Source organism: Clostridium sp. 'deep sea' (genome assembly GCF_014931565.1).
Classification (GTDB): Bacteria; Bacillota; UBA994; order PWPR01; family PWPR01.
On sequence record NZ_CP063353.1, the window covers coordinates 2,884,182 to 2,898,949 of the forward strand.

General features: G+C 31.3%; 14 protein-coding genes. 10 read left to right on the plus strand and 4 right to left on the minus strand.

Features of this window, described 5'->3' with window-relative positions; all coding sequences use genetic code 11:
- The first annotated feature begins 109 nt into the window (after positions 1-109).
- Complete coding sequence (locus IMX26_RS13385) at positions 110-940, plus strand: Cof-type HAD-IIB family hydrolase (RefSeq protein WP_195158889.1); 831 nt, start codon at positions 110-112, stop codon at positions 938-940.
- A 27-nt stretch (positions 941-967) separates the two neighbouring features.
- Here IMX26_RS13385 and IMX26_RS13390 read toward each other — a convergent pair whose 3' ends face one another.
- On the minus strand, positions 968-1,378 hold the full coding sequence (locus IMX26_RS13390; RefSeq protein WP_195158890.1) for a hypothetical protein: 411 nt from the start codon (positions 1,376-1,378) through the stop codon (positions 968-970).
- A 348-nt stretch (positions 1,379-1,726) separates the two neighbouring features.
- Between IMX26_RS13390 and rnr the strand changes: the two genes are divergently transcribed.
- Positions 1,727-3,886, plus strand: coding sequence for a ribonuclease R (gene rnr / locus IMX26_RS13395; protein ID WP_195158891.1), 2,160 nt, complete (start codon positions 1,727-1,729; stop codon positions 3,884-3,886).
- Positions 3,876-4,676, plus strand: coding sequence for a polysaccharide deacetylase family protein (locus tag IMX26_RS13400; protein ID WP_195158892.1), 801 nt, complete (start codon positions 3,876-3,878; stop codon positions 4,674-4,676). Before rnr ends, IMX26_RS13400 begins: the two co-directional genes overlap by 11 nt.
- A gap of 178 nt (positions 4,677-4,854) precedes the next feature.
- Here the strand turns inward: IMX26_RS13400 and IMX26_RS13405 are convergent, their stop codons facing one another.
- On the minus strand, positions 4,855-5,718 hold the full coding sequence (locus tag IMX26_RS13405; protein ID WP_195158893.1) for a YihY/virulence factor BrkB family protein: 864 nt from the start codon (positions 5,716-5,718) through the stop codon (positions 4,855-4,857).
- Between the two features lie 76 nt (positions 5,719-5,794).
- Here IMX26_RS13405 and IMX26_RS13410 point away from each other — a divergent pair, with 76 nt between their 5' ends.
- Both IMX26_RS13410 and IMX26_RS13415 read left to right on the plus strand, forming a co-directional pair.
- Positions 5,795-6,412 (plus strand): class I SAM-dependent methyltransferase, encoded by a 618-nt coding sequence (locus tag IMX26_RS13410; protein ID WP_195158894.1) that lies wholly within the window; start codon positions 5,795-5,797, stop codon positions 6,410-6,412.
- Positions 6,413-6,547: 135 nt separating this feature from the next.
- Positions 6,548-7,426: a pyridoxal-phosphate dependent enzyme gene (locus IMX26_RS13415; protein WP_195161406.1), complete on the plus strand. Its 879-nt coding sequence runs from the start codon at positions 6,548-6,550 to the stop codon at positions 7,424-7,426.
- Between the two features lie 91 nt (positions 7,427-7,517).
- On the opposite strand, the gene IMX26_RS13420 is transcribed toward IMX26_RS13415, so the two are convergent.
- Together IMX26_RS13420 and IMX26_RS13425 are read right to left on the minus strand one after the other, a co-directional pair.
- On the minus strand, positions 7,518-8,018 hold the full coding sequence (locus IMX26_RS13420) for a DUF6512 family protein (RefSeq protein ID WP_195158895.1): 501 nt from the start codon (positions 8,016-8,018) through the stop codon (positions 7,518-7,520).
- Positions 8,019-8,112: 94 nt separating this feature from the next.
- Complete coding sequence (locus IMX26_RS13425; RefSeq protein ID WP_195158896.1) at positions 8,113-8,760, minus strand: pentapeptide repeat-containing protein; 648 nt, start codon at positions 8,758-8,760, stop codon at positions 8,113-8,115.
- Positions 8,761-8,933: 173 nt separating this feature from the next.
- Here IMX26_RS13425 and IMX26_RS13430 point away from each other — a divergent pair, with 173 nt between their 5' ends.
- From IMX26_RS13430 to IMX26_RS17955, 5 genes are all read left to right on the plus strand, one after another.
- Positions 8,934-10,595: a glutamine--tRNA ligase/YqeY domain fusion protein gene (locus IMX26_RS13430; RefSeq protein WP_195158897.1), complete on the plus strand. Its 1,662-nt coding sequence runs from the start codon at positions 8,934-8,936 to the stop codon at positions 10,593-10,595.
- A gap of 277 nt (positions 10,596-10,872) precedes the next feature.
- A complete protein-coding gene (locus IMX26_RS13435; RefSeq protein ID WP_195158898.1) occupies positions 10,873-11,838 on the plus strand; it encodes a hypothetical protein in 966 nt (321 codons plus the stop codon).
- A gap of 693 nt (positions 11,839-12,531) precedes the next feature.
- Positions 12,532-13,464, plus strand: a complete 933-nt coding sequence (locus IMX26_RS13440) for a hypothetical protein (RefSeq protein ID WP_195158899.1) — start codon at positions 12,532-12,534, stop codon at positions 13,462-13,464.
- A gap of 80 nt (positions 13,465-13,544) precedes the next feature.
- Positions 13,545-14,339: an arginine deiminase family protein gene (locus IMX26_RS13445; protein ID WP_243259156.1), complete on the plus strand. Its 795-nt coding sequence runs from the start codon at positions 13,545-13,547 to the stop codon at positions 14,337-14,339.
- Positions 14,288-14,497 (plus strand): arginine deiminase family protein, encoded by a 210-nt coding sequence (locus IMX26_RS17955; protein WP_243259161.1) that lies wholly within the window; start codon positions 14,288-14,290, stop codon positions 14,495-14,497. The genes IMX26_RS13445 and IMX26_RS17955 overlap by 52 nt, the downstream gene beginning before the upstream one ends.
- The last annotated feature ends 271 nt before the right edge of the window (positions 14,498-14,768 follow it).

Here is a 14,768-nt window from a genome sequence, read left to right on the forward strand (position 1 = left end):
ATTATAATAAGCAAAAAGTAAAATTAATCTTAATTCAAAGTTGAAAAAGCCTAAGTTAAATGTTAGGCTTTTTTATATGAAAGTAAAAAATATCAGTGGGAGAAGCTAAATGAAATATAAAATGGTTTGCATAGATTTAGACGGTACGTTACTAAATAAAAACCACCAAATTAGTAATTATAATTTATCAATACTTAAAAAACTAAAAGAAAAAGGCGTTGTTATATCCTTAGTAACAGGTAGACGTTATAAAAGTGCCCTAGAATTTGCCCAAAAAATAGAATTAGAAGCACCTTTAATTTGTTTTAATGGTGGCATGATAATTAATACCAAAACAGAGCAAATAATTCACAGCTCAACGCTGCCCAAAGACTATGCCAAGAGAGTTATTAAAGAATGGGTTAAAACAGGGGCGCCAACCTTTGCCTATGAAACCACATTAAAAGACCCCGATGTATATAATCAAAATGACAGTGATCATCACCAAATTAGGGGCTATTTTAAACATGAAAAACAGGCCATAAAAAAACATCAAGACTTAGCAGGAAAGCTACATTTTGAACCCTTATGTATAAAAACATTTGGTTATGAAGCCCATATTGAATCTTGTGATAGCTTAAGAGAGCAGTTTATTGACGATAGAGTTTTATGGCTTAAAACAAAAGATCCTAACAATACCTATTACTTAGAAATATACCCTATTGCAGCAAAAAAATCATTTGGTTTAAAGTGGCTTAGTGAACACTATAATATAGCTCAAGAGCAGATTATAGCTATTGGTGATAACTTAAATGATTTAGATATGTTAGAGTGGGCAGGCTGTGGTGTTGCTATGGGTAATGCTTTGCCAGAAGTTAAAGAGGTTGCTAATTTAATTACAGATACTTGTGATAATGATGGGGTAGGTAAAATATTGGAGCAATTATTTTTAGGGCTGTAACAAGTGTGATTTGAAAAAAAAACAACTTTATCTCTCAACAATTCTGGCAGAGGTAGCTAATGCAACAGCTAGTAACACATAATAACAAATTCTGGGTAACCCTGTGGGAAAAATTGATGAGAAACTGCCAAGTAAAATACCCAAAGTTAACCAGAAAAAAAATTCCGCTAAAGCTGGTCCAATTTTTCTTCTCATCAGAACAGCCAAGCTGAATAAGTAAAATACCCCATTAATTATTAAAAAAACACAAAGAATATAAAAAAAACTCTGAGTTTTAATAAAAGCAACACTAATACCTTCAACATTACGTAATCCTAATATAGTTAAACCTAATACAATAGCAAATAAGCTAGAAAAAAACGTTTTTCGTGGATTCACTAAACTCACATCCCTTAAAAACATTTGGTTATTATTAACTAATATGATAAACTGATTCAATTAACTACACTTAATTAAATAAAACATTCAAAAAGCAGTATAAAAGATTGCTGTTGAGAAAAATTAATATTATTAAATGTTGAACTTAAAACAGTCTTTTGCCTATTTAGCTCACTATTACAATAAAACAATCAGAGACCCAATATGTCATAGAACCGAAGCATTAAAGCTTACATGACTTACCTACTGCTGTAGTAGGTGTTAATAAATCATATAGTTCAATGTTAAAAATTACAGAAAAACTTGGTTTATAAATAAAATAACTTAAAACATGTGATAATATAAGTAGGCTGTAATATAGGGTTAAAAAATCCGCAGTAGATAACTTAAAAATTCGGTGGTGAAAACTTGATTAATAAAAAAGAATTACTTATTTTAATGGATGAAAAAAACTACAAACCACAAACTTTAGAAGAGCTCATAAAAGAACTAGAGCTTAAAAACACCAAAAAAGCTGACTTAAAACAGCTATTAGCTGAACTTGAGAGTGAAGGTTTAGTTATAAAAACAAGATATGGTAGATACGGACTTCCCCATAGAATGAACTTGGTACTTGGTAAATTACAGGGCAATAAAAGTGGTTATGCCTTTTTACTATCCGATAGAGAAGAAGAGGATGTCTTTATATCATCCGAAAAACTAAATGGCGCAATGCATGGTGATAAAGTTATTGCTAGGCTTTACTGGCCAGTAGAGGGTAAAAAGAAACGTGAAGGTGAAGTAATTCGCATAATTAAACGTGCTCGTACTTCAATTGTAGGTAGAATGGAAATAATTAAACGTAATCATGGCTTCATAATTCCAGACAGTAAACGCCTTGGTAGAGATTTTTATGTAGCAAAAAGTGACTTTAACGGAGCCAAAAACGGCGATAAAGTAGTTGCTGACATAACCTCATGGCCAATGAAACGTCGCGCCCCTGAGGCTAAAGTAACTAAAATACTAGGTAAAGAAGGAGATAAAGGGGTTGATACCTTATCTGTTATCCATCAATATGATTTACCTTTAGAGTTTCCAGAAAGCGTATTGGCAGAGGCCAAAAAAGTTGCTAAAGAGCCTAATAAACAAGAAATTGCCAAGAGAAAAGATTTAAGAGATGTACAAACAATAACCATAGATGGTGCAGATGCCAGAGACTTAGATGATGCCATAACCCTAGAAAAACTAACAAATGGTAATTACAAACTTGGGGTACATATTGCAGATGTTGGCCACTATGTAAAAAGAGGAACAAAGCTGGATATAGAGGCTCTAAAAAGAGGAACATCAGTTTATTTTCCAGACAGAGTTTTGCCAATGTTACCAACAGAGTTATCTAATGGCATCTGTAGCTTGCACCCAGAGGTAGATAGATTAACCTTAAGTGCCATAATGCAAGTAACAAATGAAGGTAAAGTAAAAGACTATGAAATAGTAGAATCCATAATTCATAGCAATGCCAGATTAACCTATACCGAAGTAAATGAAATCCTTGTAAATGAAAACAAAGAAACCATAAATAAGTATCAAGAACTAGTGCCATTATTAAAAATAGCAGGTGAGTTAGCTAAAATATTGAGATCTAAACGAATTAATAGAGGTAGCATAGATTTTGATTTTCCTGAGGCTAAAATTAAAGTAGATGAAAATTCGGGAAGACCAGTAGAAATTAAACCCCGTTCGCGTACCTTTGCCGACAGCATTATTGAAGAATTTATGCTGTTAGCTAATGAAACAGTAGCCTCACATTATTACTGGCTGCAAACACCCTTTGTTTATAGAGTTCATGATGAACCTGACCTAGAAAAAATGCTAGAACTAAACAGATTTTTAAATAACTTTGGTATCTACGTTAAGGGAGTGCAGAGTGGGCAGTTTCATCCTAAAGCAGTACAGCAAGTACTTGATGAAGCCAATGGTAAAAAAGAAGAGCAATTAATCAACACAGTAGTATTACGGTCTATGCAAAGAGCAGAGTATAAACCCGAATGTGACGGTCATTTTGGCTTAGCCGCCAAGTTCTATAGTCACTTTACATCTCCAATAAGGAGATACCCAGACTTGACTATTCATCGTATTATTAAACAGCTTATTAAAAGCAAAGGTAAATTAACCGAGAACGAGCGTTTAGAACTTGAGGAATTTGTGGATCATGCCTCATATCAATCAACAGAGCGAGAAAGAATAGCAGATGAAGCTGAGCGTGATATAGATGACTTACTTAAAGTTGAATACATGGCAGGTAACATAGGTAACGAATATACAGGTGTAATAAGTGGAGTAGTAACTGCAGGCTTTTTTGTTGAACTACCTAATACTATAGAAGGATTTGTGCATGTAAGCTCACTAGTAGATGACTACTACCTACTTGAACGTGAAAAATTTCGTTTTATAGGGCAAAGAGGTGGTCGAATATTTAGACTAGGGGATAAAGTACAGGTAGTAGTAAATAGTGTAAGCATTGAAAATAGAAGAATAGAATTTACCCTAACTGAATCACCACTGCGGACTAAAAAGCATGAAAAGTAAACAGCTTGTAGTAGTAGCCGTAATAATAATGCTTGTTACAGCCTTGGTAATGTCACAATCAACTAACACAAACTATATTAAACAAAGTGTAATAATAAGTAAACACCAAAAAAAAATTGAGCAAATAATTGTTAAAAACCAAAGTAAAATACCTATATTAATGTACCATGCATTTTCAGAAACAAACTCCGAATTATGTGTTTCTCCTAAGGATTTTGCTTTACAAATGCAATGGTTAGCAGACAACAACTATAGTCCTATAACGCTAAAGCAGTTATACGAACACTGGAATAACAAAAGTCCAATACCAACAAAACCAATTGTTTTAACCTTTGATGATGGCTACCTAGATAACTACACGGTAGCCTATCAAGAAATGAAAAAACATGGTTTTGTAGGAGTACTATTTATCTATGCAGATAAATTTAATAGAGGTAACAATGTAACAATTGAGCAGGTTAAAGAAATGTATGATTATGGCTGGGAGATAGGAAACCATAGCTATTATCATAGAGAACTAACTAGAGTTAATGATACAGCTTTAATCACAGAGACTAAAACAGCTAAAACCAAATTAGTAGAGTTAACTGGTGCTGAAATAACCTCTTTTTGTTATCCTGCTGGAAAATACAATGATAAAGTTATTGAAGCTGTCAAAAATTCAGAACATATTATAGCTGTAACTACCAATTACGGTTATTCAAAGCTAGATCAAGGAATTTTAAGTCTATCTCGGGTTCGTATTAATCGAAGTGATAAACTAAAAGGCTACATCCGAAAACTTTCGTAGAGGGCTCACGTGGAATTAAAGATAAAATTTCAATAACTGTTAATTAACTTTTATAGTCAGAGTTTCCTTAATGAAAAAAAATGTAATTCTAATTAATATTTTTATCAAAAATAAAGACTACGACAAACATCAAGTATGCACTACGCATACTTGATGTTGTAATAGTCAAAAACAAATACTAAATTTTATTAACCGATTGTTTTCGTTTAGAAATCAAAGCATTCAACTCTCCGCCACATAAAATAATAGTACTACTCATATATAGCCAAATTAGCAAAATGAAAATACCTGCCAAACTTCCATATGCTACATCATAATTGTTATAATTATTAACATAATAAGCAAATCCTAATGAGGCGATTAACCAGCCAAAGGTAGAGAAAAAAGCCCCCGGAATAGTTTCCCGCCAAGCAACATGGTGATTAGGTAAATACCTATAGATAATCATAAAAAATAGTAGTAAAATAACAATTGAAAAAACGTACCTAATAATATTCCAAAAGGGATTAAACCATTGAGAGATACCAATTAAAGAGAATACATGTAGGCTTATTAGCCTACCAAAAACCTGAGTAGACAAAACAACAGCTATAGATGGAATAAATAACAAAGTAATAAAAAAAGCTAAACCCCATACTGTAAAAATTGAGCGAGTTTCTTTAACCTTATAGGCCTTATTTAACACATAAATAATAGCAACTACTGCTCGCATCGGTAAATAAAAAGCGACTATAACACTCGCTGAAAACAGCGTGCTAGTGGAGGCATTAATAGTTTCTTTAATTAAACTATAAATAAAATTATAGGCCTCTGCAGGCAATAAAAAATAAAGAAACTTTAGAGTGGCATCTATCACATCTTGGTTAGAACTAGTAATAAAAACAGCCAAACTTATAAATGGAATCATCGCTAAAATTAAATAATAACTAGTTTGAGCTCCCAAAGAAAACAGTTCATCTTCGTATATCTTTTGCCAAAAGGTAATTATTGCTTTTATGTATTTATTTTTGAATTTTATTTCTGAAAAAAAGTTCTTTTTCATAACATATACCCCAATCTTCTTAACCTAATGTTAACAAAAAAAATAGGGCAAGTAAAACAAGAATAGGAAGCTAACCATGAAAAATAAAATATCAAACTACATTCATCGCTATATTAATCTACCAAATAACACCTTAAATATAGTATCTAAACAATATAAATCAATGCCTCATGCATTGCCTCATATTGAACAAGAAACAGGTAGCCTTTTACACAATATCATACTCGGTAAGTCTGCTAAACAGGTCTTAGAGCTAGGTACCTGTTTAGGCTATTCTACAATTTGGATGGCAGAGGCCTTGAAACTAACAGGTGGTAAACTATTAACAATAGAAAAAGATGAAAATCTTTATTGGCAGGCACGTAATAACCTAAAACAAGCAGGTCTTATGCACATTGTAGAGTTGGTATGTGCTGACGTAACAGAGGTATTACCGTGTTTGGCCAAGCAGTATGATATAATTTTTCAGGATTGTCAAAAAAATTTGTACCAACCCTTAATAAATGAATGTTATCGTTTAACAAAAACATCGGGATTGATAATTGCTGATGATACGCTTTTAGCTGTAACGAATAAATACCTAAGCATCAGAAAAGCGGTAGATAATTATAACAAAGCCATTTTTGCTGACCAAAGATTTTATAGCACAATTGTGCCAGTTGGAGATGGCTTAACAATTAGTGTAAAGATATAAAAAAGAGGAGAGATATAATGTTTAAAGAACAATTTCCTAGGGTAGAGTTAGATTTATGGCCAACACCAATACATAAACTAAAAAGATATGGTGAACTAATAGGTTTAAATAATTTATACATGAAAACGACATGATATCTCATTAGTTGGACTTGGTGGCAATAAACTAAGAAAATTAGAGTTTTGGTTAGGTGAGGCATTACAAAAAAATTGTGATACAATTTTGGTGGCTGGAGGTGCTCAATCTAACTTAGTAAGACTTACAGCAGCTGCCTGTGCTAAAATTGGTTTAAAATGCATAGCAATACATAACTCTGCTAAACCTGAAAGCTTGCAGGGAAATACCTTACTAAATAAGCTATTTGCTGTTGAATCACTTTACTATGGCAATATTAGCGAAGACGAAAGAAATATTAAGAGCCAAGAGCTTTTTAATAACTTAATTGCACAGGGTTATAAACCCTATATTATTAATGATGAGTTTATTGGAACCTTGGGATACACAGAGTGTGCAGAGGAAATTTATTATCAAAATAAAAAAAATAAGCTAAACATCAAAAACATAGTAATAGTAGGGGCAATGGCGTTTACCTCTAGTGGCTTTATTTATGGGAATAACCTGTTACCAAAACCTTTTACAACCCATGTTATAAGTGTAGAGTATAAAAAAGAAAAACTAGATCAACTAATACAAAGCAAAACTTTACAATTGAAGCAGCTTACCGGAGTTAATCCTATTCACGATTACCTAAAAAATACTTTTACCTATGACGACTATATGGGTGAAGGATGGGCTGTACCAACCAAGTCAGCTATGCAACAGATATATAACTTAGCAAAAACAGAAGCAATAATAGCAGATCATGTTTATAACGCTAAAACATTAGCTGGATTAGCTGGTTTAGTAAAAAGAGGCATCTTAAAAAAACATGAACCAACCTGCATAATCCATACAGGAGGATCACCATCGGTATTTGGCTACGCAGACTTAATAACTGAGTTTAGTAATAACTAATAATTAAAAATATAATAGGCAATATAATAATTGCCTATTATATTAATGAAAATAATTATAGTTACTTAATGTTTATGTAACAAACAGAATCTCATGAGCTAATAAAAATAGGTGTATTTAAAGGATAGTATGTGAAATATACAAACATAAAAATCATTAATAATATAACAAAACCAGCTATAAACAAAGCCAAAGAATTAGGATTAGTATTGTATTTTGGCCTAAGTTTGTAGGCAATAAATTCACCGCTAAATGCAGCTACTAAAGTAATTAAAATATCTACCGCCATAAGATGTTTGCCAATAATATTAGTATAGGTATAAAAAATCATAGGTACTAGTAAAACCATAACGATTAAAGATACAGCATAGCCAACTAAATACCGATTTTTTTTGCCTCCGCTAAATATAATACTAAACAAATAATACAGTAACCCAGCAAAAAAAATCATCTTCATGTGTTCCCAAACACTCTCATTTGCAGGACTAATTGGTTTAAAAATCTCAAGCTTTGTAATATCAAACAAACTATGCAAGAGCACAGCTAAAACAAAGATAATAATAGTACCCCAAAAAGAAAACCGTTTTTTCATTAAGAACTCTCCTTTCTCATAATGACTATAAACTAAAAATGGCCCTACTACATATATATACCTTTATAGTCAAGAGAAGTCTTAATTATAGTATTTACAAAATACGTAAATTTAATAGTTTAGCGAAATCTAAACATTGTACGGTTTCAATTATAAGTCCCTTTAAATACTCCACACTAAAAGCAGATCCTTCAATAATAGATGTTCGTAGATCAGTATTATTAAATCGTATATTAGAAAAATCACTACTAGCTAAATTGCACTCAATAAAATTAACATTATGCAATTTGCCACTAGAAAAATCGCTTTCAGCCATACTGCAATGAGAGAAAATAACATTTTTCATGTTTATGTAGCGTGAGGCGTAATAATCTGCCTGACATTTACCAAAATAAACATCTCTAAAAGTAGACTCTGGAAAGCTAGTGCCAATAAGCCTACAGTTCATAAACTCAACTTTATTAAAAACTGCATCTTCAAACTCACAGCCTGCCAAGTCACAGTTAATAAAACTAACATTACCTAAGTCAAGCCTATTAAATTTACAGTTTTCAAATACACAATTTTCAAATATAGCACTTCTTATAATAATTAAACGCTCATTAACATCATTAAATTCCTTATTTTTAAATATGCATTGCTCTAAAGAGTCTTCCTCAACAAACAAATAATCATTCATCTCTTGAAGATACTCTGTCTCAGGTAAGTTAACTGCTAATACTTCAATCTTTTTTAATTTCATGTTTAAACTCCATTTAACAAATAATCACGAATACCTTTATAATAATACACCAATTAATAATTAAATACTATTTCTTAATTCCATAAGGTAACGATTTGACAATTAGCTTACTAAATAACTTTTGTTAAGATATAATATGTGCTAAAATAAACAAAAACGAAAGGGGCATAAAAGTGACAAAAGCAAAACCCATAGAGGCCTCTAATTTTATAGAAAAGTTTATTAATGAAGATATAGAAAACGGTGTTTACGATGTAATACATACCCGTTTTCCACCCGAGCCAAATGGCTTTTTACACATTGGACATGTCAAGGCTGTTATGATTGATTTTGGTACAGCTAAAAAATACCAAGGTATGTGTAATTTAAGGTTTGATGACACAAACCCTGATGCTGAAGACGATGAATTTGTAGAATCAATCAAGAATGATATTCATTGGTTAGGTTTTGACTGGCAAGATCGTTTGTATTTTTGCTCAGATTATTTTCAACAAATATACGAAATAGCTGTTAATATGATTAAAAACGGAGATGCTTACGTTGACCACTGTAGCAAAGAAGAAATAAGAGAAAACAGAGGCTCTTTTACCAAGCCAGGTATAGATAGCCCCTATCGTAATCGCTCAGTTGAAGAGAACCTAATGCTTTTTAATAAAATGAAAAATGGTGAATTTGGCGAGGGTCAATGTGTTTTAAGAGCTAAAATAGATATGCAAAGCCCCAACCTTAATATGCGGGATCCTGTTATGTATCGTATTTCTTACACTACACACCACCGTACAGGAGATAAATGGTGTATTTATCCTATGTATGACTTCTCACACCCTTTAGGAGATGCGTTTGAGGGTGTAAGCCATTCACTTTGCTCAAAAGAGTACGAAGATCATCGACCTTTATATAACTGGTTTGTAAATCACTCGGGCGTAGAACATAAACCCCGTCAAATAGAGTTTGCGCGAATAAATGTAACAAATGCCTTAACAAGTAAGCGTAAAATAAAGCAACTTACAGAACTAGGTTTAGTAGAAGACTGGACAGACCCACGGTTAGTAACTGTATCGGGATTAAGACGTAGGGGATATACAGCAAATGCTTTATTAAACTTTGTTAAAGCAGCCGGAGTAGCTAAAGCAGATAGCGTGGTAGACTTTAGCATGTTAGAGTATGAAATTAGGGAGGACTTAAAACAAAAATCACCATGTGTAATGGCAGTTTTACGACCCCTAAAAGTAACAATAACTAACTATCCAGAGTCAGTAACAGAGCAACTAGAGGGAGATAATAATCCTAAAAATCAAGAGCTAGGCAAAAGACAAATAAGCTTTGGTAAAAATATCTATATTGATAGGAAAGATTTCACTGAAAATCCACCTAAAAAATATAAACGGTTGGCACCAGGATTAGAGGTAAGACTAAAGCATGCTTACTTCATAAAATGTAATGAGGTTGTCAAAGACCCCCATACAGGTGAAGTGATAGAACTACTATGTACCTATGATAAACAAACCAAGAGTGGTTCTGGCTTTAAAGATCGAAAACCTAATGGCACCATACATTGGGTGCATGCAGATAGTTGCCAAGAGATAGAGGTTCGTATCTTTAATAACCTCTTTAAAGAAGGTCAAGAAAATAATAGCAATTTACACGAAGCAATCAACCCAGAGTCTCGTATAGTTTTACCAAATGCATGTATTGAAAAGGGTTATAAAGACATAAATATTAATGATCGATATCAGTTTATTAGAGATGGCTACTATGTAATTGAAAAAAATGATAATAATAAAATCATATTTAATAAAATTGTGTCTTTAAAAAGCAACTGGAAAAAGAAATAATTTAGAGAATAAAGAGTATCACACCCCTATTTCAAGACGTTAGGTCTAGGAATAGGGGTGTTTTATTTATAGGGGAGATGAATTCTTTAGCATGACCGCAAACAGTTTACATAAGGTATCAGCAAATAATGGTATTTAGCAAAAACTATATAACAAAAATATTATTACTGTTATAATAGAATACATATTAAATATTAGTTTTATTAATGAATAATTAAACAAATAAGACTTATAGTTATAATAAAAAACACATACGTAAATATACTTGGAGATAACTATGAAAACAAAAAATAAACTAATAATTCTAATACTTTTAGTAGTATTGGCTGGTTGTAATATTACAAATAAAACCCCTCAAACAACAAAACCTATCAATAATAAAGATTACTTAGTTATTTATATAAATGACAATAAGGTTTACTTAAAAAACATAAAAACAAATGAATCTTGGATTGTTTATGAGCCTAAAGAGGTAATTGATTTTATTATACCTAACCCTACCATGAAAGTTATAGCCTATACAACTAAAGAAAACCAAAATAAAGAGAAACAGCTTAAAATATATGATTGGGGTAAAGATCAACATTTTGAGGTCAGTAGTGTACAGTCAGAAATGCCTGTAATAACCTGGTCAGGTGATGGCTGTTACCTAATGAAATATGAATCCCAAATAGGTAATTGGGGCAATGCGTTAATTTATAACTTTGTTACTCAAAGAGTGAGCTGTGAACTTACATCCATAGCTGAGCCAACTTGGAATGTTGATAGTAACAGAATTTTAGCCCATATTCCCCAGCATTTACAGAATAAAATACCCTTTGATAACGGAAATTCGAGCACCTTAATTGTTTATGATGTTGCGGACAAAGAATTTAAAACAATACTTGAAGGTAATGAAGAAGTAATTTATAGGTCACTAAAATGGCTAGCTGAAAATGAAATAGCGTATAGAAGATTTAATGTTAAAAGTGCAGAAGAACAGATTCATAGGCTTAACCTTATTAGTGGTAAAGATGACAACATAACAGATAAAGTTAACGAACTAATATTTGTAAATCCACCAGTGCCAAAAGAGTTTTATGAATATCAATACTATCAACTTACAGCAGATCATAACTTCGCTATTTTATGTATCATGAGCGAAAAACTGAATAGTATAGAGCTTTATAACAAAGAAACTGGCAAAATAAAAAACTTATCATCTGGATATTGTGCCTCATGGGTTAATTGGAAAATGAAGTAATTAGTTATATTTGGTTATAAAGAGTAGTGTAAAAGATTTCTATTTTTTTTATTCTCTTTTTTGTAAAAAATTATTACATTAAAAACTGGAAATGTTTTTGTGTCTAAATAAATTTTCTGAAAATCTAGCAACAATAACAACGAGAAACTAATTTAAATATAGAACTGCCAAAATCAAAGATTTTATGTGTAAAACACAATGATTTTGGCAATTTAATTTATGCTAAAATATAATAATTTTTGGATTATTAAATACTTATCTATAGTTTTCCTCACAAATATAGTTATCAAAGTCACGGGTAAACCGAGATGATAATTGATTTTCCCGATGCTTAGGTACCTAAACTAAATGACCTTGTAAGTAGCGATAGAAATATTCTTAAGTAAGTAACATAAGTATTACCTTAAAGTAAAAGAGGACAGTCTTTCACTATAGAAAACTCCATCATCATCAAACTTAGAATTAGATGCAGTATTCACATTAATTAGTATAATTAATATCATAAAATAATTCTTTAATACAGTATATTTATTGATTAAATTACATTAAATGTTTTTTATGAACTTATAATGTAACTATTTTAATCTAAAAAGATGTTAATGTATGGATTAATTAATATAGATTATACTTAATATATTTATTATACATTGAAAGATAAATATATGATATATTTAATACAAAGGGGGAGTTTTTTTGAGCAAAAAAAAAATGGGAGTTTTTTTTGTTGGAGTAGTTTTTATGTTTATTGTAATTATAGGGATGATACAAACAACAAATACATTCACATATAAAAAATTAACAAAATCCTCACAAATACCAGCGGTTGTTAAACAAGAGCTAGATAAGGTTAATTTGCAAAGAGGCATATATTTTTTTTCAAATCAATTTACAGGAAGTGATTCGTATTTAGTTATTTGTGGGGGTAATGAGTTTCGTGCTGGTTATGATGTAGATGTAAAATCAGTTAAATATGTGTCTATAGTTTCAAATAGTTCAGAGCCTGTACGTCAAGATGGTAGTCATTCATCTTTATATGGGTTCTATGAATTTAATCTTGATGAAAAACAATCAAAAATTGCATATAATTATAGTGAAAAACGTAATTATCCTATTATTGTATATAGAATTAAAAGCGATATAAACTATTACTGGCTTAAGATTAATTGTGAAAAAGCAATAAATATAAATCATTGGAGCAGTGCTGGTCAAACATCTATACAATCAAAAGATTGGGTATGTAAAGTTATTAGGAGCGAACACGAAATGCCTAAGTATATAAATTTATTAAACAGTCTTGAAAGTGGAGTTACAAAAGAGTTAACTAATTCTGAGTATAGTGATACAACAAGTATCCTGATTACGGGAAAACAAGGAGAGCCTCCTTTTAGAGCCGTTATTGAAGCAGTACATTGGCAAGATATTTCTACATATCATAAACCTAAATCACCAAATACAGGGCACTTTGAAATAGTTATCAGAAAAAAATATAGTACTGAAGATACTATGGAACATAATTCAATACCATACTCCATAGTTACAATGAAGACTCTAGAAAATTATGATTTTATTAGAGCTAATGATATTGTAATAATTGATGACAAGCTAAACTGGACACAGATACACTAATTATAGAATACTTAAATTAGAATAAAACACCTCACTTCAACAAATATTAACTACATATAGTTGAAGCGAGGTGTTTTTTTATGAAAGCAAAAATCACAGGATATGGCACAGAACATTTTGGGAAGCTTAAAGCTGTTTTGTTAAATAGACCGTATAATGCCTTAAAACGGATAAGAGAAAACAATTATAGCGATTATTTATGGGATACAGTTCCCGATATAGATAAATACCTACAAGAACATGAAGAGTATCAAAAACTACTAGAATCTTTAGGTATAGAAGTATATTTAGTACATAAACTTGTTGAAAAAAATAAAGAACTCTTAAACTATCTCCCAAACTTAGCTTATATGCACGATACAGCTGCTGTGAGTAGTAAAGGTGCTATCGTTTCTAGTATGTCTACCCCAGCCCGTAATGCCGAGAGCATTGCTGTTAAAGAAGCCTTAGTTAATTTAGGAATACCAATTTTTCATCATTTTAAAGAAGATGAGGCTTTTGAAGGCTGTTTATTGATTTCTCCAACTACCATGTTAATAGCCAATACAGAGAGACATTCCTCTTACGTAATAAAGCGGTTTATAACTAAAGCGTTAGGCATCTTTGAGCAAGTAATCTATGTAGATATACCACAAGAGCGTCGCTTTATGCATCCAGATATGATATTTAACCGTGTCACCAAAAACTTAGCACTGTACTTTCCACCTGCTTATAAAAACGTATTGTTATACACAAAGAATGGACATAAAACAATAGATTTTAAAACCCATATGGAAAAAAATCAAGTTGAATTAATAGCAATGAATACTCGGGAGCAATTGTATTGGGGGTCTTCATTTGTACCTATAGAACCTGGTCTTCATTTGTACCTATAGAACCTGGTAAAATAGTACATTACGATTTCTCTTTAAACAAAGATACGCGCAAATATCTTAAACAGCGAGCTGTAGAAATAATAGACTTCCACCCAGAGAATCTCTTAGCTGGTGGAGGTAGTTTAAGATGTTTAACCCTTAGGCTGTGGCGAGAGTAATATAATTTTTGATGTCTAATATTACACAAATAGCATAATAAATGAAAGTATTATGAATTAAAGATGCTTTTGTAATGTTGTAATTTATTGTAGTAAAGTAATTTATACAAGTAATAAAGAGCTTATGTTTATGTAGAGCTCTTTTTTATATAAAAAATATACCTAACAATTCAATATTTCACATTTATAAAAACACTGATTCAATCCATATCCTAATTTGAATTGACTTATGTTTAAATCAATATTATTATTTTAGTATTATCTAAAAATG